We start from the raw sequence: 19,961 nt of genomic DNA, 5'->3' as shown, positions 1-19,961 counted from the left end.
GACCGTGTTTCGAGGCATGCCCAGTGTTCCTGACGATCGGCACCACCGGTACCTCCGAACGCCCCGCCACCGACCTCGGGTTCCTGCTGCACAAGCACCCCGACAAGACGCAGGCGTTCTCCACCTCCTACGGCACCGCCCATGTCGTCTACCCCGAGGCGACCGCCGAACGCTGCACCGCGGCGCTGCTCCTGGAGGTCGATCCCGTCGCGCTGGTGCGGCGCGGCAAGGGGAAGGGCAAGGGGCGCGGCCAGGCGCCCGACGCGGCGCTCGCGCAGTACGTCAACGACCGGCCCTACGCGGCCTCGTCGCTGCTCGCCGTGGCGCTGAGCGCGGTGTTCTCCAGCGCGATGCGCGGCGTGTGCACCGCCCGCCCCGAACGGGCCGCGCGGCCGCTGCCGCTCCACATCGAGGTGCCCGCCCTGCCCGCGCGCGGCGGCGCCGCCCTGGTGCGGGCGCTCTTCGAGCCGCTCGGCTGGACGGTGACGGTGACGCCTGTTCCGCTGGACGAGCGGTTCCCCGCGTGGGGCGACTCGCGGTACGTGCGGCTCGTCCTCGAAGCGCCCGACGGGGCCCTGACCCTGGGCGAGGCGCTGCGGCACCTGTACGTGCTGCTGCCCGTCCTCGACGACGCCAAGCACTACTGGGTCTCGCCGGACGAGGTCGACAAGCTGCTGCGGGCCGGCGAGGGCTGGCTCGCGGACCACCCCGAGCAGCAGGTCATCACCAGCCGCTACCTCGCGCGGCGCTGGTCCCTGACCCGTCAGGCCAGGGAGCGGCTCGAACTGGTGCGGCTCGCCGACGCGGACGACACGGACGTCGAGCAGCTCGACAACGCCGTCGACGAGGAGACGGACACCGAGGAGCAGCCGGTGCCACTCGCCGTGCTGCGCCGCGAGGCACTCGTCGCGGCACTGACCGCCGCGGGGGCCGGCCGGGTGCTCGACCTGGGCTGCGGGCAGGGCCAGCTGGTGCAGGAGCTGCTGAAGGACACACGGTTCACGGAGATCGTCGGGGTCGACGTGTCGATGCGCGCGCTGACCGTCGCCGCGCGGCGTCTCAAGCTGGACCGCATGGGCGAGCGCAGGGCGGAACGCGTCACGCTCGTCCAGGGCTCCCTCGCGTACACCGACAAGCGGCTCAAGGGGTACGACGCGGCGGTGCTCAGTGAGGTCGTCGAGCACGTCGACCTCGAACGCCTGCCCGCCCTGGAGTACGCGGTGTTCGGCTCCGCGCGGCCCCGCACCGTCCTGGTGACGACGCCGAACGCCGAGTACAACGTCCGCTGGGAGACGCTTCCCACAGGCCACGCGCGCCACGGCGACCACCGCTTCGAGTGGACGCGCGAGGAGTTCGGGGACTGGGCCCGCCAGGTCGCCGAACGACACGGCTACGGAGTGGAGTTCGTCCCCGTCGGCGACGACGACCCCGAGGTGGGGCCGCCCACGCAGATGGCCATGTTCACCCAGGCCGACCAGGCCACTCCGCCCACCCCGCGCACCGCGCACGCGACGAACACCACGAAGGAGGTGCGGGCCGCATGACGAACGACACCGACACCGGCATCGGGACCGGCACCGAGGCCCCGGGCCCGCGCCGCACGCTCACCGTCACCGACCTCTCCCTCGTCGTCCTCGTCGGCGCCACCGGCTCCGGCAAGTCCACCTTCGCGCGCCGCCACTTCAAGCCGACCGAGGTCATCTCCAGCGACTTCTGCCGGGGCCTCGTCGCCGACGACGAGAACGACCAGGGCGCGAGCCGTGACGCCTTCGACGTGCTGCACTACATCGCGGGCAAGCGCCTGGCCGCGGGCCGGCGCACCGTCGTCGACGCGACGAGCGTGCAGAGCGACAGCCGCAAGCAGCTGATCGAGCTGGCCAGGAAGTACGACGTGCTGCCCATCGCCATCGTGCTCGACGTGCCCGAGGACGTCTGCGCCGCGCGCAACGCCCGGCGCGAGGACCGGGCGGGGCTGCCGCGCCGCGTCATCCAGCGCCACCAGCGCGAACTGCGCCGCTCCCTGCGCCACCTGGAGCGCGAGGGCTTCCGCAAGGTGCACGTGCTGCGCGGCACGGACGAGATCGAGGGCGCCACCGTCGTCACCGAGAAGCGCTACAACGACCTCTCCCACCTCACGGGCCCCTTCGACATCGTCGGCGACATCCACGGCTGCGCCGCCGAACTGGAGACCCTGCTCGGCAAGCTCGGCTACGTCGACGGCGTCCACCCCGAGGGCCGCACCGCCGTGTTCGTCGGCGATCTCGTCGACCGTGGCCCGGACACCCCGGGCGTGCTGCGCCGCGTCATGTCGATGGTCGCCGCGGGCACCGCGCTGTGCGTGCCCGGCAACCACGAGAACAAGCTCGGCCGCCACCTCGCGGGACGCAACGTCCAGCACACCCACGGACTCGCCGAGACCATCGAGCAGCTGGACGGCGAGAGCGGGGAATTCCGCACCCAGGTGCGGGAGTTCGTCGACGGGCTCGTCTCGCACTACGTCCTCGACGAGGGCAGGCTCGTCGTCTGCCACGCGGGTCTCCCCGAGAAGTACCACGGCCGTACGTCGGGCCGGGTGCGCTCGCACGCCCTGTACGGCGACACGACCGGTGAGACCGACGAGTTCGGCCTGCCGGTGCGCTACCCGTGGGCGGAGGAGTACCGGGGCAAGGCCGCGGTGGTCTACGGCCACACGCCGGTGCCCACCGCGACCTGGCTGAACAACACCATCTGCCTGGACACCGGCGCCGTCTTCGGCGGCCGGCTGACCGCGCTGCGCTGGCCGGAGCGCGAGCTCGTCGACGTACCGGCGCAGCGGGTCTGGTACGAGCCGGCCAAGCCGCTGCGCACCGAGGCGCCGGGCGGCCACGACGGGCGGCCGCTCGATCTGAACGACGTGCACGGCCGCCGCGCGGTGGAGACCCGGCACGCGGGCCGCGTCGCCGTGCGCGAGGAGAACGCGGCGGCGGCCCTCGAGGTCATGAGCCGCTTCGCCGTCGACCCGCGCCTGCTGCCGTACCTGCCGCCGACGATGGCGCCGACCGCCACCTCGCAGCGCGAGGGCTACCTGGAGCACCCGGCCGAGGCCTTCGCCGCGTACGCCCAGGACGGTGTCGGGCGCGTGGTGTGCGAGGAGAAGCACATGGGCTCGCGCGCGGTGGCCCTGGTCTGCCGCGACGCGGACGTGGCCCGCGAGCGGTTCGGGGTCGAGGGCGGCCCGACCGGGTCGCTCTGCACCCGTACGGGGCGCCCCTTCTTCACCGACGCGGCCGTCACCGAGGAGATACTCGGCCGGCTGCGCACCGCCGTCACCGAGGCGGGCCTGTGGGAGGAGCTGGAGACGGACTGGCTGCTGCTCGACGCGGAGCTGATGCCGTGGTCGCTGAAGGCGTCCGGCCTGCTCCGTACGCAGTACGCCGCGGTCGGCGCCGCTTCCGGCGCCGTCTTCCCCGGCGCGCTCGCCGCCCTGGAGGCGGCGACGGCACGCGGGGTCGACGCGGGTGACCTCCTCGCCCGCCAGCGGGAGCGCGCCGAGGACGCCGCGGCGTTCACCGACGCCTACCGCCGCTACTGCTGGCCGACCGAGGGCCTGGAGGGCGTGCGTCTCGCGCCCTTCCAGATCCTGGCCGTGCGGGGGCGCAGCCTCGCCGGGCTCCCGCACGACGAGCAGCTCGCACTGATCGACCGCATGGTGGAGCACGACGGAACCCAGGGTTCCGACCTGCTGCAGACCACTCGCCGCCTCTACGTCGACACGGGCGACGAGGCGTCCGTGCGGTCGGGCGTCGACTGGTGGCTGGAGATGACCAGCCGCGGCGGCGAGGGCATGGTCGTCAAGCCGGTCGAGGCGCTGGTCAGGAACGCCGAGGGGCGGCTCGTCCAGCCCGGCGTCAAGTGCCGGGGGCGGGAGTACCTGCGGATCGTCTACGGGCCGGAGTACACGCGGCCGGAGAACCTGGCGAAGCTGCGTGGCCGCTTCCTCGGCCACAAGCGCTCCCTCGCCCTGCGCGAGTACGCGCTCGGCCTGGAGGCCCTGGACCGCCTCGCGGACGGCGAGCCGCTGTGGCGGGTGCACGAGGCCGTCTTCGCGGTCCTCGCGCTGGAGTCGGAGCCGGTGGACCCGCGGCTCTGAGCCCGGCGACGAGTGGGCGGGCATTGGCCGCAAAGACGGGCGTCGGCCGTCCGGCCGGGGAAAGATGGACTCCATGGGATTCCATGTCGACTCCGAGGCCGGGCGGCTGCGCCGCGTCATACTGCACCGCCCCGATCTGGAGCTCAAGCGGCTGACTCCGAGCAACAAGGACACCCTCCTCTTCGACGACGTCCTGTGGGTGCGCAGGGCCCGTCAGGAGCACGACGGCTTCGCGGACGTGCTGCGCGACCGGGGCGTGGAGGTCCACCTCTTCGGTGATCTGCTGACCGAGACCCTGGACGTGCCCGCGGCCCGGCTGCTCGTCCTGGACCGCGTCTTCGACGAGAAGGAGTACGGGCCGCTGGCCACCGACCACCTGCGTGCCGCGTTCGAGACCATGCCGTCGGCCGAGCTGGCCGAGGCGCTGGTCGGCGGCATGACCAAGCGGGAGTTCCTCGCGGCGCACCCGGAGCCGACCTCCGTGCGCTTCCACTGCATGGACCTCGACGACTTCCTGCTCGGCCCGCTGCCCAACCACCTCTTCACCCGCGACACCTCCGCCTGGATCTACGACGGCGTCTCCATCAACGCCATGCGCTGGCCCGCCCGGCAGCGGGAGACCGTGCACTTCGAGGCGATCTACCAGCACCACCCGCTGTTCCGGAGCGAGCACTTCAACATCTGGTCGCAGGGGCAGGCGGACTACCCCTCGACCATCGAGGGCGGCGACGTCCTGGTGATCGGCAGGGGCGCGGTGCTCATCGGCATGAGCGAGCGGACCACGCCGCAGGCCGTCGAGATGCTCGCGCACAAGCTGTTCGCGGCGGGCTCCGCGCAGACGATCGTGGCCCTGGACATGCCGAAGCGACGCGCCTTCATGCATCTGGACACGGTGATGACGATGGTCGACGGCGACACCTTCACGCAGTACGCGGGCCTCGGCATGCTCCGCTCGTACACCATCGAACCCGGCGTCGGCGAGCGGGAGCTGAAGGTCACCGACCACCCGCCCGAGCACATGCACCGGGCCATCGCCGCGGCCCTCGGCCTGGACGGCATCCGGGTGCTCACCGCGACCCAGGACGTGCACGCGGCCGAGCGCGAGCAGTGGGACGACGGCTGCAACGTCCTGGCGGTCGAGCCCGGGGTCGTCGTCGCCTACGAGCGGAACTCGACCACCAACACCCATCTGCGCAAGCAGGGCATCGAGGTGATCGAGATCCTGGGGAGCGAGCTGGGGCGCGGCCGGGGCGGGCCGCGGTGCATGAGCTGCCCCGTGGAGCGCGACCCGGTGCCGGGCGCGTAGCACGTCCCACCGCCGTCTCGCGGGCGGACACGCACCCGCCGTATATAAATGTGGAGCGTCGTATATAGTTTCAACGTCAACATGGCCTCGTCGTCCTTGTTGCCCCGTCGTCCCCCGTTCCCCCCTCCGCATCCCTGGAGCGCCCCATGGCCACCGACCTCACCGGCCGCCACTTCCTCAAGGAGCTGGACTTCACCGCCGAGGAGTTCCGCGGCCTGGTCGGCCTGGCCGCCGAGCTGAAGGCGGCCAAGAAGGCCGGGGCCGAGACGCGCCGGCTCCAGGGGAAGAACATCGCGCTGATCTTCGAGAAGAGCTCCACGCGGACCCGCTGCGCCTTCGAGGTGGCCGCCGCCGACCAGGGCGCGTCGACCACGTACATCGACCCCTCGGGCTCGCACATCGGCAAGAAGGAGTCGCCGAAGGACACCGCGCGGGTGCTCGGGCGGATGTTCGATGCCATCGAGTTCCGCGGGGACGCGCAGGACACGGTCGAGGCGCTCGCCGCGCACGCGGGCGTCCCCGTCTACAACGGCCTGACCAACACCTGGCACCCCACCCAGATGCTCGCCGACGTGCTCACGATGACCGAGCACACCGCCAAGCCCCTCACCGAGGTCGCCTTCGCCTACCTCGGCGACGCCCGCTACAACATGGGCAACTCCTACCTGGTCACCGGCGCCCTGCTCGGCATGGACATCCGCATCGTCGCGCCCAGGGCCTACTGGCCGGCCGAGGAGATCGTCGCGCGGGCCCACGAGCTCGCCGGGACGAGCGGCGCCCGGATCACGCTCACCGAGGACGTCGCCGAGGGCGTGCGGGGCGCCGACTTCGTCGGCACCGACGTGTGGGTGTCGATGGGGGAGTCCGTCCAGGTGTGGGCCGAGCGCATCGCCGCCCTCGTGCCGTACGCGGTGACGATGGACGTCCTGCGCGCCACCGGCAACCCCGACGTGAAGTTCCTGCACTGCCTGCCGGCCTTCCACGACCTGGACACCACGGTCGCCCGCGAGCTCCACGAGACGTACGGCCTGGACTCCCTCGAGGTGACCGACGAGGTGTTCGAGTCGGCGCACTCCGTCGTCTTCGACGAGGCCGAGAACCGTCTGCACACCATCAAGGCGATCCTGGTGGCGACGCTCGCCTGACCGGACCGCCGTCCGATCGCCCTCCCCGCCCGACGGGTCCCCCGTCCGATCGGCCCCGCGAACCTGCCCGATCCGCACCACCGGCACAGACTGGTGGAGCCGGAACACCACATCCGGCCCACCGGTACGCGGCCACCCTCGCCGCACCAGCACCACCAGAAACGAGAACCACCCCATGAGCCCCACGCGTACCACCGGGCTGCGCATCAAGTCCCCCGACCAGCTCGTCGCCGAATCGGGCGCGGACCTGGAGGGGCACGGCCTCCGGCGCACCATGGGGCTCTTCCAGCTCGTGTGCTTCGGCGTCGGTGCCATCGTCGGCACCGGCATCTTCGTCGGCCTCTCCGACTCGGTCGCCGAGGCGGGCCCCGCCGTCGCCATCTCCTACGTCCTCGCGGCCGTGACCTGCATCTTCACCGCGTTCTCGTTCGCCGAGCTGGGCGGCGCGATCCCCGTCTCGGGCAGCTCGTACTCCTTCGCCTACGCCTCGCTGGGGGAGCGCACCGCGTTCCTGGTGGGCTGGTGCCTGCTCCTGGAGTACGGCGTCTCGGTCTCCGCGGTCGCGGTCGGCTGGAGCCAGTACCTGAACGAGCTGCTGCACAGCCTCACCGGCTGGGAGCTGCCCGCCGCGCTCTCCGCAGGGCCCGGCGAGGGCGGCGTGGTGAACCTGCCTGCCGTCGTCGTCATCCTGCTCGCCGCCGTGCTCCTGGTGCGCGGCATCAGGGAGAGCGCGGGGGCCACCGCGGCCATGGCGGTGCTGAAGATCGGCATCCTGCTGCTCTTCCTCGCCATCGCCTTCACCGCGTTCGAGGACGGGAACCTCACGCCGTTCGCGGGCGCGGGCGTCTCCGGCATCACCGCGGGCGCCTCGCTCGCCTTCTTCTCCTTCATCGGCTTCGACGCGGTCACCACCGCCGGCGAGGAGGTGAGGAACCCGCGCAGGAACATCCCGCTCGCGATCATGATCTGCATCGGCGTCGTCACCCTGCTCTACGTCGCCGTGGCGCTCGCGGCCATCGGCGCCCTCGGCCCGGACGCCGTCGCCGACAAGCCCGCCGCGCTCTCCCTCATCGTCAACCAGGTCACCGGATCGACCGTGGGCGGCGGCATCATCGCCTTCGGCGCGGTCGTCGCCATCGCCTCCGTGGTGCTCGCCGTGATGTACGGCCAGACCCGCATCCTGATGTCGATGTCCCGCGACGGCCTCATGCCGCGCGTCTTCGAACGCGTCTCGCCGAGGACCGCGACGCCGGTCGCCAACACCTGGATCGTCGCGGCGGTCGTCGCCGTCCCCGCCGCGTTCTCCTCGCTCGACGTCGTCGTCAACCTCACCACCATCGGCACCCTGTCGATCATGGTCGTGGTGAACGTCGCGGTGATCGCGCTGCGCCGCTCGGCCCCTGACCTGCGGCGCACCTTCCGCGTGCCGCTCTACCCCGCGAGCCCGATCCTCGGCGTCGGCTTCTGCCTGTACCTGATCTGGGGCACGGGGTGGACGACGTGGGTGCAGTTCGCCGTGTTCCTGGTGGTGGGAGCGGTGGTCTACGCGCTCTACGGCCGAGGCCACTCGCGCCTCGGCAGGGCCGCCGTCAGCTCGGGCGCGGGGGCTTCGCGGGAAGCGTGAACCAGACCGCCTTGCCGGAGGCGGTGGGGCGGTGGCCGCAGGACGAGCTGAGGGTGCGGATCAGGAGCAGGCCGCGGCCGTGCTCCTGCCAGGGGTCCGGCTCGCTGTGCGGGCCCGGGTCGGTGAGATCGCCGGGCGGCAGCGGGTTGGAGTCATGGACCTCGACCTGACAGCCCGTCGGCAGCAGCTCGATCACCAGCTCTATGGGGTCCTGCCCCCCGGTGTGCTCCACGGCGTTGGCCACCAGCTCCGCGGTCAGCAGCTCGGCGGTGTCGGTGTCGGCCGACGACTCGATGTCGTTGAGCGCCGTACGGACCAGGGCGCGCGCGACAGGCACGGCTGCCGTGGTGTGCGGCAGCGCGATGCGCCACGAGGCGGGGGAAGAAGGTTCGAGCAAGGCGGGTCCGTTCAGGGCAGCAGGTGGCGGTCCTGCTTTCAACCGTACGAATCTTAAGCGCTATGTCGACAGAGGCGACCGGCGGGCATTTCCGGGACGTCCGTCCCTGCGGCGTCCCAGGGGACAAGACACGTATTTCGGTATTCCGTTCCCTCTCGAGGCTGCCGGGGCGGGACGGGCCGGGCCGTGGCGGGATCCGTCGTATCGCGCACTCATGACGACAGTCACAGAACGGTGATAACTTGGTGAGGCAGTCGACCGGCTCTCTCCGGCTGACTCCGCACACCAGGCAGCCCACTCCCGCCCCCAGGCCGAGGAGGCCGCACCTCGATGAGTCCCTTCACCGGCTCCGCGACCCGCACCCCCGACTGGCGTCACCTGCGCCTCGCCGTCGACGACGGCGTCGCCACGGTCACCCTCGCCCGCCCCGACAAGCTCAACGCACTCACCTTCGGCGCCTACGCCGACCTGCGCGACCTGCTCGCCGAGCTCTCCCGCGACCGGTCCGTCCGCGCCCTCGTGCTGGGCGGCGAGGGCCGCGGGTTCTGTTCCGGCGGCGACGTCGACGAGATCATCGGCGCGACGCTCGCCATGGACACCGCCCAGCTGCTCGACTTCAACCGGATGACCGGGCAGGTCGTGCGGGCGATCAGGGAGTGCCCCTTCCCGGTCGTCGCCGCCGTGCACGGGGTGGCGGCCGGCGCGGGCGCGGTGCTCGCCCTCGCCGCGGACTTCCGCGTCGCCGATCCCTCCGCGCGGTTCTCCTTCCTCTTCACCCGGGTGGGGCTGTCCGGCGGCGACATGGGGGCCGCCTACCTCCTGCCGCGCGTCGTCGGCCTCGGCCACGCCACGCGGCTGCTCATGCTGGGTGAACCGGTGCGGGCCCCCGAGGCGGAACGGATCGGCCTGATCAGCGAGCTCACGGAGGAGGGCCGGGCCGCCGAGGCGGCCCGGACCCTGGCCCGGCGCCTCGCCGACGGCCCCGCCCTCGCGTACGCCCAGACCAAGGCGCTGCTCACCGCCGAACTGGACATGCCCCTGGCCGCCTCCGTGGAACTGGACGCGGCGACCCAGGCCCTCCTGATGAACGGCGAGGACTACGCGGAGTTCCACGCCTCCTTCACGGAAAAGCGCCCGCCGAAGTGGCAGGGCCGGTGACCCCGATGCCGCCCACACCCCCGAAGCCCCGCCGTCCCCGCACGCCCCCGGCCGCCCCCTCCACCGAGACACCGACACCGGGCGCCGTCCCGCGGTGGCCCGCTGCTGCGCATGCCGGGCCGGAGGCGACGGACGCTGGACCGACCCAGCCGGACTCTGCCGAGCCCGCTCCGGCCGCTGCCCCGGCCGCACCGCCGGCCGGTGGCTTTGCCGGGGTGGCGACGGCGGGTGGCGGGGCGGGGTGGGTTGCGCCCGTCGTGTGGGCCGGTGGTGCGTCTGCCGGGTCGGTGACGGTGGCTGCCTGGCCGGCGCAGCCTGGTCCTGCCGAGCCGGCTGCACCGCCGGCCGGTGGCTTCGCCGGGGTGTCGGCGGCGGGTGGCGGACCGGAGCCGTCCGGCCCCGCCGCGCTCGCCGCCCAGGCGGCCGGTGGCTCCGTCGGAACGGCGGGCTCGGGGGCCGCCCCGAAGACGTCCGGGGCGGCGGCGCCCCCAGCCGGGTGGTCCCCGGTGGCCGGGCCCGGCGCCGCCCTGCCGTCCACGCCGCCCGAGGCGCACCGCATCGCCGTCATCGGGGGCGGGCCCGGCGGGCTCTACGCCGCCGCGCTGCTCAAGCGGCTCGACCCCGCGCGCGAGGTGACCGTCTGGGAGCGCAATGCCCCCGACGACACGTTCGGGTTCGGGGTCGTGCTGTCCGACGAGACCCTCGGCGGCATCGAGCACGCCGACCCCGCCGTCTACGCCGCGCTCCAGGCCGAGTTCGTGCGCTGGGACGACATCGACATCGTGCACCGCGAGGAGCGGTACACCTCCGGCGGGCACGGCTTCGCGGCGCTCGGGCGGCGCAGGCTCCTGGAGATCCTGCACGCCCGCTGCCGCGATCTCGGCGTCGAGCTCCGCTTCCGCGCCGAGGCGCCGCCCGCCGCCGAGCTCTCCACCGCGTACGACCTGGTCGTCGCCGCGGACGGGGTGCACAGCCTCACCCGCGAGGCGCACGCCGACGTCTTCGGGCCGCGCCTGACCACCCACCGCTGCCGGTACATCTGGCTCGCCGCCGACTTCGCCTTCGACGCGTTCCGCTTCGAGATCGCCGAGACCGAGCACGGCGTCATGCAGCTGCACGGCTACCCCTTCTCCGCGGCCGGCTCCGGCGCGTCCACCGTCATCGTGGAGATGCGCGAGGAGGTCTGGGAGGCGGCCGGGTTCGCCGAGCTCGACGAGCGCGAGTCCACCGAACGCTGCGCCAAGATCTTCGCGGACGCGCTCGGCGGCCGCCCGCTGCGCGGCAACAAGTCCGCCTGGACCACCTTCCGTACGGTCGTCAACGCCCGCTGGTCGCACGGCAACACCGTCCTCATCGGCGACGCCGCCCACACCGCGCACTTCTCCATCGGCTCCGGCACCAAGCTCGCCGTCGAGGACGCCCTCGCGCTCGCCGCCTGCCTCCAGGAACAGCCCGACATCCCGGCCGCCCTCGCGGCGTACGAGACGGAGCGCCGCCCCGTCGTCGCCTCCACGCAGCGCGCGGCGCACGCCAGCCTGGAGTGGTTCGAGCGGCTGCCGGACTACCTCGACCAGCCGCCGCGCCAGTTCGCCTTCAACCTGCTCACCCGCAGCCGCCGCGTCACCCACGACAACCTGCGCCTGCGCGACGCCGGTTTCACCCGTGCCGTCGAGCGCGCCTTCGGCTGCCCGGACGGCACGCCGCCCATGTTCACGCCCTTCCGGCTGCGCGGTCTCACCCTGCGCAACCGCGTCGTCGTCTCCCCGATGGACATGTACTCCGCGGTGGACGGCGTCCCCGGCGACTTCCACCTGGTGCACCTGGGCGCACGGGCGCTCGGCGGCGCCGGACTGGTCATGACCGAGATGGTGTGCGTCAGCGCCCGCGGCCGCATCACGCCGGGCTGCGCCGGGCTCTACACCGAGGGGCAGGCCGAGGCCTGGCGCCGCGTCACGGACTTCGTCCACGCGCGGGCGCCCGGCACGGCGATCGGCGTCCAGCTCGGCCACTCGGGCCGCAAGGGCTCGACGAAGCTGATGTGGGAGGGCATCGACGATCCGCTGCCCGACGGCAACTGGCCCCTGGAGGCCGCCTCACCGCTCCCGTACAAGCCGGGCGGCCAGACCCCGCACCAGCTCTCGCGCGCCGGACTGACCGAGATCCGGGAGCAGTTCGGCGAGGCCGCCCGTCGCGCCGCGTACGCGGACTTCGACCTCCTCGAACTGCACTGCGCCCACGGCTATCTGCTCTCCGGCTTCCTCTCCCCGCTCACGAACCGGCGCACGGACGCGTACGGCGGCTCCCTGGCGGGCCGTCTGCGTTTCCCCCTCGAAGTCTTCGACGCCGTAAGGGAGGTGTGGCCGGACGACAAGCCCATGACCGTCCGCGTCTCCGCCACCGACTGGGCCGAGGGCGGCACCACGGCCGAGGACGCCGTCGAGATCGCGCGCGCGTTCGCGGCCCGCGGTGCCGACGCGATCGACGTCTCCACGGGCCAGGTCGTCGCGGAGGAGCGCCCCGCGTACGGCCGCTCCTACCAGACCCCGTACGCCGACCGCATCCGCAACCTGACCGGCATCCCCGTGATCACCGTCGGCGCCGTCTCCTCCTGGGACGACGTCAATTCCCTGCTCCTCGCGGGCCGCGCGGACCTCTGCGCCCTGGCCCGCCCCCACCTCTACGACCCGCACTGGACCCTGCACGCCGCCGCCGAGCAGGACTACGCGGGCTCGGGTGCGGTCTGGCCCGTCCAGTACCGCGCGGGCAGCCGCCGCCCCCAGACCGGCCGCACGGACGCCCCCAAACCCCGGCTGAGGCTGGGCGGTTGACCTCGCGGGAGGGGGCCGCTCAGGAGGCGGCGTGCACGAACCCCGCCCCGGCCTCCCGCAGCCAGCCGTCCAGCGCCGCGAAGACCTCGGCGGAGCGGGCGCCGGGCCAGTGCGCGGGCAGCAGGTCGGCGGGCAGGCCCGGGTCGGCGTAGGGCAGCCGGCGCCAGGAGTCGAGTGCGAGGAGGTAGTCGCGGTACGCCTCCTCGGGGTCCGGCGGCGCGCCCTTGCGGGACTCCCAGGAGCGGAGCACCGGCTCGTGGCGGTCCAGGAACGCCTCGTGCTGCTTGGCGAGCGCGGCCAGGTCCCACCAGCGCCCGACCGCCTCGGCCGTCGCCGCGAAGCCCAGGTGCTCGCCGCGGAACAGGTCGACGTACGGGTCGAGTTGGAGCCGCTCCAGGGTGTGCCGGGTCTCCTCGTAGAGGTGCGCGGGGGCGATCCAGACGCCGGGCGCCGCCGTGCCGAAGCCGAGGCCCGCGAGGTGGGAGCGCAGCACGTGCCGCTTGTTGCGTTCCGCCTCCGGGACGGAGAAGACGGCGAGGACCCAGCCTCCGTCGCCGCGCGGTGCCTGATCGCCGCCCTGGACCGGGCGGGCCCCGGCGGTCCTCGGGGACGCCTCGGCCCGGTAGATGCGGCGGTCGCCGTCGTCCAGGAGCTGGCGGGCGTCGGGCGAGAGCGCGTACCCCGCCGCGCCCGTTCCCGTGCGCGCGGGCACGAGGAGCCCGCGCCGTTTGAGGCGGGACACCGACGACCGCACCGAGGGCGCGTCGACGCCGACCGGGGCGAGGAGGCGCACCAGTTCCGCCACCGGGACCGGGCCGGCGTCGGCCCGCCCGTAGGCGCCGTAGAAGGTGACGATCAGGGACCGTGGAGTGTGCTGCTCGGACACGTGATCACTCTACGGGCCCGGCTCGGCCGGCGGCCCCGGGCGCAGCCGGAACCGCTGCAGCTTCCCCGTAGCCGTCCTCGGCAGCGCCTCCAGGAAGACGATCTCGCGCGGACACTTGTAGGGCACGAGTTCCCCTTTGACGAACTCGCGCAGCCGGTCGGGGTCCTGCGTCGCGCCCTCGCGCGGCACCACGTACGCCACCACGATCTGCCCGCGCAGCTCGTCGGGGCGCCCCACGACCGCCGTCTCGGCCACGTCGGGGTGGCGGAGCAGGGCCTCTTCCACCTCGGGCCCCGCGACGTTGTACCCGGCCGAGATGATCATGTCGTCGGCGCGCGCGACATAGCGGAAGTAGCCGTCAGCGTCGCGCACGTAGGTGTCGCCGGTGATGTTCCAGCCGTGCCGTACGTACTGCGTCTGGCGCTCGTCGGCGAGGTAGCGGCAGCCCACCGGGCCGCGCACGGCGAGCAGGCCGGGCTCGCCGTCCGGCAGCGGGGCACCGGACGCGTCGACCACGCGCGCGTGCCACCCCGGCACGGGGCGGCCCGTCGTGCCGGGCCGGATCGACTCGTCGGCGGCGGAGATGAAGATGTGCAGGAGCTCGGTCGCGCCGATGCCGTTGATGATCCGGTGGCCGGTGTGCCGGTGCCAGGCCTGCCAGGTGGCCGCGGGGAGGTTCTCGCCCGCCGATACGCAGCGGCGCAGCGAGGAGACGTCGTGCGCGTCGAGCTGTTCGAGCATCGTGCGGTACGCGGTCGGCGCGGTGAAGAGCACCGAGATCCCGTGCCGCCCGATGGCGGGCAGCAACTGGGTGGGCCCCGCCTGTTCGAGCAGGACCGAGGAGGCGCCGAAGCGCAGCGGGAAGATGACGAGGCCGCCGAGACCGAAGGTGAAGCCGAGCGGCGGGCTGCCCGCGAAGACGTCGTCGGGCACCGGCTTGAGCACGTGCCGCGCGAAGGTGTCGGCGATGGCCAGCACGTCGCGGTGGAAGTGCATGCAGCCCTTGGGGCGGCCCGTCGTACCGGAGGTGAACGCGATCAGCGCGACGTCGTCGGCCGCCGTGTCCACCGCCTGGTAGCGGCCGGGCTGCCGGGCGGCGCGCACGAGGAGGTCGTCGGCGCCCTCGCCGCCGTAGGTGGTGATGCCGAGGCCCGGCACCCCGGCCTTGATCAGGTCGTCCACCGACCGGATGTCGCACAGCGCGTGCCGCACCTCGGCGAGGTCGCACAGCGTGGCGAGCTCCTGCGGGCGCTGCTGGGCGAGCACGGTCACGGCGACCGCGCCCGCCTTCATCACCGCGAGCCAGCAGGCCGCGAGCCACGGCGTGGTGGGCCCGCGCAGCAGGACGCGGGCGCCGGGACGCACGCCGAGCTCGTCGCTCAGCACGTGCGCGATCCGGTCGACGTGTGCCCGCAGCGTGCCGTACGTCCAGGTCTCGCCCGCGGGGGTGTGGAAGGCGGGGCGCTCGGCGCCGAACCGCCCTGCGGTCCGGTCCAGAAGCTCGGCGCCGCAGTTGAGGCGGGCGGGGTAGTGCAGTTCGGGGCGGTCGTGGACCAGCACGGGCCACTGTTCGCGGGGCGGGAGGTGGTCCCGGGCGAAGGTGTCGACGTGGCCGGACGGTGCCGGCCCCTGGTCGGCCGGATTGCCGGTGGGTTCCATGGCGGCTCTGCCCCCTTGCCTGCCGGTCGGGCGCTGTGGTGGGCTCGCTCCATGAGCGTATCGTGATGGTGACGGCAGTCAACGGTGCGCGATAAGAAAGGGTCCGGGGTGACGGCATTCTCGCTCAATCCTGAACAAACCACCCGTTGTGCGGAACTGCGCACGCTGGCCGCCGAGCGGCTGCGCCCGCTGGCGGAGAAGGGCGAGCCCGGCCGCGTGAACCGCCCGCTGCTGGCCGCCCTGGGCGAACTCGGCCTGCTGGACTGCCTGTTCGAGGCCGCACCCGCCGGCCGGGGCGCCCCCGCCCTGCCCGGCACGGACACCCCCGTGGCCCCCGGCGAGGACGGCCGGGCGGCGCCCCGCGTCGCGGGCGCGCGCCCGCGCGGCTCATCGGGCGCCCTCGGTCTCTGCCTGCTGCGCGAGTCGCTCGCGTACTCCTGCACGGAGGCCGAGACGGCCCTCGCCCTCCAGGGTCTCGGCGCCCACCCCGTGCACGCGCACGGCTCGACGGCGCAGCGGGAGCAGTGGCTGGCCCCCGTCCGCGCGGGGCACGCCGTGGCCGCGTTCGCGCTCTCCGAGCCCGGCGCGGGCTCCGACGCGGCGGCCCTGGCCCTCGCCGCGGCGCCCGACGGCTCCGACGGCTGGCGCCTCACCGGCGAGAAGTGCTGGATCTCCAACGCCCCCGAGGCCGACTTCTACACCGTCTTCGCCCGTACGTCCCCGGGCGCGGGGTCCCGCGGCGTCACCGCGTTTCTCGTCCCCGCCGACCGCGCGGGCCTCACCGGCACCCCCCTCGACATGCTCTCCCCGCACCCGATCGGCGCCCTTGCCTTCGACGGCGTGCGGGTCGGCGCGGACGACGTGCTCGGCGAGGTGGACCGCGGCTTCCGGGTCGCGATGACGACGCTCAACCGGTTCCGGCCGAGCGTCGGCGCGTTCGCGGTGGGCATGGCGCAGGCCGCGCTCGACGCGACCCTGGCCCACACCGCCGAACGGACCGCGTTCGGCGGCCCGTTGAAGGACCTCCAGTCCGTCGGCCACCAGGTCGCCGAGATGGCCACGCGCACGGAGGCGGCCCGCCTGATGGTGTATGCGGCGGCTGCGGCGTACGACAGCGAAGGCCCCCAGGCGCCCGGCACCGCCCGGCGCGCCGCCATGGCCAAGCTGATCGCCACCGAGACCGCCCAGTACGTGGTCGACGCGGCCGTCCAGCTGCACGGCGCCCGCGCCCTGCGCCGCGGTCATCTGCTCGAACACCTCTACCGTGAGGTGCGCGCACCCCGTATCTACGAGGGGGCGAGCGAGGTCCAGCGCACCATCATCGCCAAGGAGCTCTACGCCGACCCGCAGCGCCCCGCCCCGACGTCCGCCCAGGAGCCGCCCGCATGAGCAGCCTGCACCGCGTCAACCCCGCCGAACTCTCCCCGGCCACCGGCTTCTCGCACGCCGTCACCGCGACCGGTTCCCGCCTGGTCTTCCTCGCGGGGCAGACCGCGGTGGACGGTGCGGGCGAGGTCACCGGCGCGACCCTGCCCGAGCAGTTCGAGCGCGCGCTGACCAATCTCCTCACCGCCCTGCGCCACGCGGGCGGCACCCCCGCCGACCTCGCGCGCGTCACCGTCTACGCCACGGACGTCGCCGACTACCGGGCCCACGCCCCCGAACTGGGCCGCATCTGGCGCAGGTTGGCGGGACGCGACTACCCGGCGATGGCCGTCGTGGGCGCGGTCCGCCTGTGGGACGAGCAGGCCCTGGTGGAGCTCGACGGAGTGGCCGTCCTCGACTGAACCGCCGTCGGCCGAGCCGCCTTCGAGGGGCCGTGCCGGGTCAGTGGACGGCGAGCCCGGCGCCGGCCGTGTGCCCGACGTCCCGTCGCCGCGCCGCGGCCAGCGCGTGCTCCGGGGCACGGGTCCCGGTGATCACGCACAGCGTGTACGTGACGTCGTCCAGCTGCCGACGCAGTGCGGGGTCGACCGCGCCGGACGTGGTCCGCGCGCGCAGTGTTTCGTAGCGCTCGACCAGATCGGCGAGGACGGTGGGGTGCGCCTGCAGCATGGAACGGTCTCCTCGGGGAGGCGGTGGGGGCGATGCCCTGACGTGTCTGTCGCCTCGGTTACCCCCGGTTCCGAGATCTCATTCACCGTTCTGTTCGACGTCCCATTCACCGCGCCTTTCCGCGCCGCGCATTCCCCCTTTTCGTCATGCCATGCCGGAAAGAAAAGTGCTTCCCGTCGCTGCAGGCGGAATGGGGGATACCGCGTGAGGGAGGGGAATCGCTGGGTACGTGGTGACGACCGCGGCCACCGGGGCCGTGGGGAATCAGGACGTCCTGGCGTTCTGTGGAGAGGTGGCGACGTGCGCACGAGCAAGGTTTCGGGTCTCATCGGGATCACGGTGCTTTCGGCGGCTCTGCTGACGAGTTGCGGCGACAGCGACGGGGGAGGCGAATCCGGAAAGCCGTTCGCCAAGGACTCCGCCGATCAGATCGCGGCCAAGGCCGTAGCGGCCACCAAGGGCGCCGAATCGATGCGGCTCAAAGGTGACCTCCAGCAGACCGACGGGAAATCGGTGAGCCTGGACGTCGCGGTCGACCAGGAGAAGAACTGCGAGGGGACCATCGGCACCGGAGGCTCCTCGGCGGATGTCCGGCACACCGAGGGGGCGCTGTACCTGCGGGGCGACGAGCAGTACTGGAAAAACGCGCTCAAGAACAAGCCCGGCTCCGAGAAGGTGATTTCCAAGGTCGCCGACAAGTGGGTCAAGATGCCCGCCGACGACGCCTCGACCTCCGGCCTCTGCGACAAGCAGGGCCTGGTCGCGTCGATGGACGAGAACAAGTCGGAGCGCAAGGGCCTGAAGAAGGGCGACACGACGTCCATCGAGGGCAAGGAGGCCATCGCCCTGACGAAGAAGGCCTCCGGCGGCGAGACGCACACGCTGTACGTCGCCACCGAGGGCAAGCCCTACATCCTGCGCACCTCGGTGAAGGGCGGCGACAAGCCCAACGAGGCGACGTTCACCGACTACAACAAGCCGGTGAGCCCGAAGGCACCGGGCAAGGACGAGACGGTCGACCTCAAGGAACTGGCGGCTTCGGGGCAGTGACGTCCCGGGGCGGTGACGGCGGCGGCGCACCCGCCCCGCGGTGACGCGGGGCGGGTGCGGGGCGCGGTGCGTCGGGTGCGGGGCGCGGTGCGTGCCGTGCGACGGGCCGGATCAGATGTCCCGGAACGTCTCGATCTGCGCGCCCACCGAGTTGAGCCGCTCGGCCAGTTCCTCGTAGCCGCGGTTGATCACGTAGACGTTGCGCAGCACCGACGTGCCCTCCGCCGCCATCATCGCGAGGAGCACGACGACCGCGGGCCGCAGCGCGGGCGGGCACATCATCTCCGCGGCACGCCAGCGCGTCGGGCCCTCGACGAGCACGCGGTGCGGGTCGAGGAGCTGGAGGCGGCCGCCGAGGCGGTTGAGGTCGGTCAGGTAGATCGCGCGGTTGTCGTACACCCAGTCGTGGATGAGTGTCTTGCCCTGCGCCGCCGCGGCGATGGCCGCGAAGAAGGGGACGTTGTCGATGTTCAGGCCGGGGAACGGCATGGGGTGGATCTTGTCGATCGGCGCCTCCAGCTTGGAGGGCCGGACGGTGAGGTCGATCAGGCGCGTACGGCCGTTGTCGGCGGGGTACTCCGCCGTGCGGTCGTGGTCCAGGCCCATCTCCTCCAGGACGGCGAGCTCGATCTCCAGGAACTCGATCGGCACCCGGCGCACCGTCAGCTCCGACTCCGTGACGACGGCGGCGGCCAGCAGGCTCATCGCCTCGACCGGGTCCTCGGAGGGGGAGTAGTCGACGTCGACGTCGATGGTGGGGACGCCGTGCACGGTCAGCGTCGTCGTGCCGATGCCCTCGACCTCGACGCCCAGCGCCTCCAGGAAGAAGCACAGGTCCTGGACCATGTAGTTCGACGAGGCGTTGCGGATCACCGTGGTGCCCGCGCTGCGGGCGGCGGCCAGCAGGGCGTTCTCGGTGACGGTGTCCCCGCGCTCGGTGAGGACGATGGGGCGGTCGGGGGTGACGTCGCGTGCGACCTCGGCGTGGTACAGACCCTCGGTCGCCGCGATGTCCAGACCGAACCGGCGCAGCGCGATCATGTGTGGCTCGATCGTGCGGGTGCCCAGGTCGCAGCCGCCCGCGTACGGCAGCTTGAAGCGGTCCATGCGGTGCAGCAGCGGACCCAGGAACATGATGATCGAGCGGGTCCGGATCGCGGCCTCCGCGTCGATGGCCTCCATGTCCAGCTCGGCGGGCGGCACGATCTCCAGGTCGACGCCGTCGTTGATCCAACGGGTGCGCACGCCGATGGAGTTGAGGACCTCCAGGAGGCGGTAGACCTCCTCGATGCGGGCGACGCGGCGCAGCACCGTGCGCCCCTTGTTCAGGAGGGACGCGCAGAGCAGCGCCACGCAGGCGTTCTTGCTCGTCTTGACGTCGATGGAGCCGGAGAGCCGGCGGCCGCCGACCACCCGCAGGTGCATCGGCCCGGCATAGCCGAGCGACACGATCTCGCTGTCGAGCGCCTCGCCGATCCGGGCGATCATCTCAAGGCTGATGTTCTGGTTGCCGCGCTCGATGCGGTTCACGGCGCTCTGGCTGGTGCTGAGCGCCTCGGCGAGCTGCGTCTGTGTCCAGCCCCGGTGCTGCCGGGCGTCACGGATGAGCTTGCCGATGCGTACGAGGTAGTCGTCTGCCATGCGTCGCAGGCTATCTCAGATATGAGATGACGTACGCGCTGGGGTAGGCCATCCGGGGATCGGCCGTCCGGGGGGCCTTCCGG

15 protein-coding genes are annotated in these 19,961 nt (G+C 72.9%); 10 read left to right on the top strand and 5 right to left on the bottom strand.

Features of this window, described 5'->3' with window-relative positions; translation table 11 throughout:
* The first annotated feature begins 23 nt into the window (after window positions 1-23).
* The 5 genes from ACZ592_RS17070 (at window position 24) to ACZ592_RS17050 (ending at window position 8,204) form a co-directional block, all read left to right on the top strand.
* Window positions 24-1,544, top strand: coding sequence for a 3' terminal RNA ribose 2'-O-methyltransferase Hen1 (locus ACZ592_RS17070; RefSeq protein ID WP_471582338.1), 1,521 nt, complete (start codon window positions 24-26; stop codon window positions 1,542-1,544).
* Window positions 1,541-4,129 (top strand): polynucleotide kinase-phosphatase, encoded by a 2,589-nt coding sequence (locus tag ACZ592_RS17065; RefSeq protein WP_471582337.1) that lies wholly within the window; start codon window positions 1,541-1,543, stop codon window positions 4,127-4,129. The genes ACZ592_RS17070 and ACZ592_RS17065 overlap by 4 nt, the downstream gene beginning before the upstream one ends.
* Before the next feature lie 73 nt (window positions 4,130-4,202).
* Complete coding sequence (locus ACZ592_RS17060; protein ID WP_471582336.1) at window positions 4,203-5,435, top strand: arginine deiminase; 1,233 nt, start codon at window positions 4,203-4,205, stop codon at window positions 5,433-5,435.
* Window positions 5,436-5,581: 146 nt separating this feature from the next.
* The gene (gene argF, locus ACZ592_RS17055) at window positions 5,582-6,580 is read left to right on the top strand and encodes an ornithine carbamoyltransferase (RefSeq protein WP_471582335.1); all 999 of its coding nucleotides are present in this window, start codon (window positions 5,582-5,584) and stop codon (window positions 6,578-6,580) included.
* Between the two features lie 175 nt (window positions 6,581-6,755).
* Window positions 6,756-8,204 carry an amino acid permease gene (locus ACZ592_RS17050; protein ID WP_471582334.1) on the top strand — a complete coding sequence of 483 codons (1,449 nt, stop codon included), beginning with the start codon at window positions 6,756-6,758 and terminating at the stop codon, window positions 8,202-8,204.
* Here the strand turns inward: ACZ592_RS17050 and ACZ592_RS17045 are convergent.
* The gene (locus ACZ592_RS17045; RefSeq protein WP_471582333.1) at window positions 8,170-8,643 is read right to left on the bottom strand and encodes an ATP-binding protein; all 474 of its coding nucleotides are present in this window, start codon (window positions 8,641-8,643) and stop codon (window positions 8,170-8,172) included. The two genes, ACZ592_RS17050 and ACZ592_RS17045, sit on opposite strands and share 35 nt — an antisense overlap.
* A gap of 288 nt (window positions 8,644-8,931) precedes the next feature.
* On the opposite strand from ACZ592_RS17045, the gene ACZ592_RS17040 reads away from it, so the two are divergent.
* A complete protein-coding gene (locus ACZ592_RS17040) occupies window positions 8,932-9,759 on the top strand; it encodes an enoyl-CoA hydratase family protein (RefSeq protein ID WP_471582332.1) in 828 nt (275 codons plus the stop codon).
* A 506-nt stretch (window positions 9,760-10,265) separates the two neighbouring features.
* On the top strand, window positions 10,266-12,587 hold the full coding sequence (locus ACZ592_RS17035; RefSeq protein ID WP_471582473.1) for a bifunctional salicylyl-CoA 5-hydroxylase/oxidoreductase: 2,322 nt from the start codon (window positions 10,266-10,268) through the stop codon (window positions 12,585-12,587).
* Window positions 12,588-12,606: 19 nt separating this feature from the next.
* On the opposite strand, the gene ACZ592_RS17030 is transcribed toward ACZ592_RS17035, so the two are convergent.
* Together ACZ592_RS17030 and ACZ592_RS17025 are read right to left on the bottom strand one after the other, a co-directional pair.
* Complete coding sequence (locus ACZ592_RS17030) at window positions 12,607-13,473, bottom strand: PaaX family transcriptional regulator (protein WP_471582331.1); 867 nt, start codon at window positions 13,471-13,473, stop codon at window positions 12,607-12,609.
* A gap of 9 nt (window positions 13,474-13,482) precedes the next feature.
* Window positions 13,483-15,132 (bottom strand): AMP-binding protein, encoded by a 1,650-nt coding sequence (locus ACZ592_RS17025; RefSeq protein ID WP_471582330.1) that lies wholly within the window; start codon window positions 15,130-15,132, stop codon window positions 13,483-13,485.
* 108 nt (window positions 15,133-15,240) lie between these two features.
* On the opposite strand from ACZ592_RS17025, the gene ACZ592_RS17020 reads away from it, so the two are divergent.
* Together ACZ592_RS17020 and ACZ592_RS17015 are read left to right on the top strand one after the other, a co-directional pair.
* A complete protein-coding gene (locus tag ACZ592_RS17020; protein WP_471582329.1) occupies window positions 15,241-16,521 on the top strand; it encodes an acyl-CoA dehydrogenase family protein in 1,281 nt (426 codons plus the stop codon).
* Window positions 16,518-16,919 (top strand): RidA family protein, encoded by a 402-nt coding sequence (locus ACZ592_RS17015; RefSeq protein WP_471582328.1) that lies wholly within the window; start codon window positions 16,518-16,520, stop codon window positions 16,917-16,919. The genes ACZ592_RS17020 and ACZ592_RS17015 overlap by 4 nt, the downstream gene beginning before the upstream one ends.
* Window positions 16,920-16,959: 40 nt before the next feature.
* Here the strand turns inward: ACZ592_RS17015 and ACZ592_RS17010 are convergent, their stop codons facing one another.
* Entirely contained in the window at window positions 16,960-17,187 is a 228-nt protein-coding gene (locus ACZ592_RS17010; RefSeq protein WP_471582327.1) for a DUF5133 domain-containing protein, read from the bottom strand.
* A gap of 300 nt (window positions 17,188-17,487) precedes the next feature.
* Here ACZ592_RS17010 and ACZ592_RS17005 point away from each other — a divergent pair, with 300 nt between their 5' ends.
* Window positions 17,488-18,237, top strand: coding sequence for a hypothetical protein (locus tag ACZ592_RS17005; RefSeq protein ID WP_471582326.1), 750 nt, complete (start codon window positions 17,488-17,490; stop codon window positions 18,235-18,237).
* Window positions 18,238-18,348: 111 nt separating this feature from the next.
* Here ACZ592_RS17005 and ACZ592_RS17000 read toward each other — a convergent pair whose 3' ends face one another.
* Window positions 18,349-19,878 carry a helix-turn-helix domain-containing protein gene (locus ACZ592_RS17000; RefSeq protein WP_471582325.1) on the bottom strand — a complete coding sequence of 510 codons (1,530 nt, stop codon included), beginning with the start codon at window positions 19,876-19,878 and terminating at the stop codon, window positions 18,349-18,351.
* Window positions 19,879-19,961: the final 83 nt, after the last annotated feature.

This window comes from Streptomyces sp. NPDC040622 (genome assembly GCF_055593965.1).
Note: the sequence above shows the minus strand (reverse complement) of the source record. Positions and strands in the feature narration are given on the sequence as shown.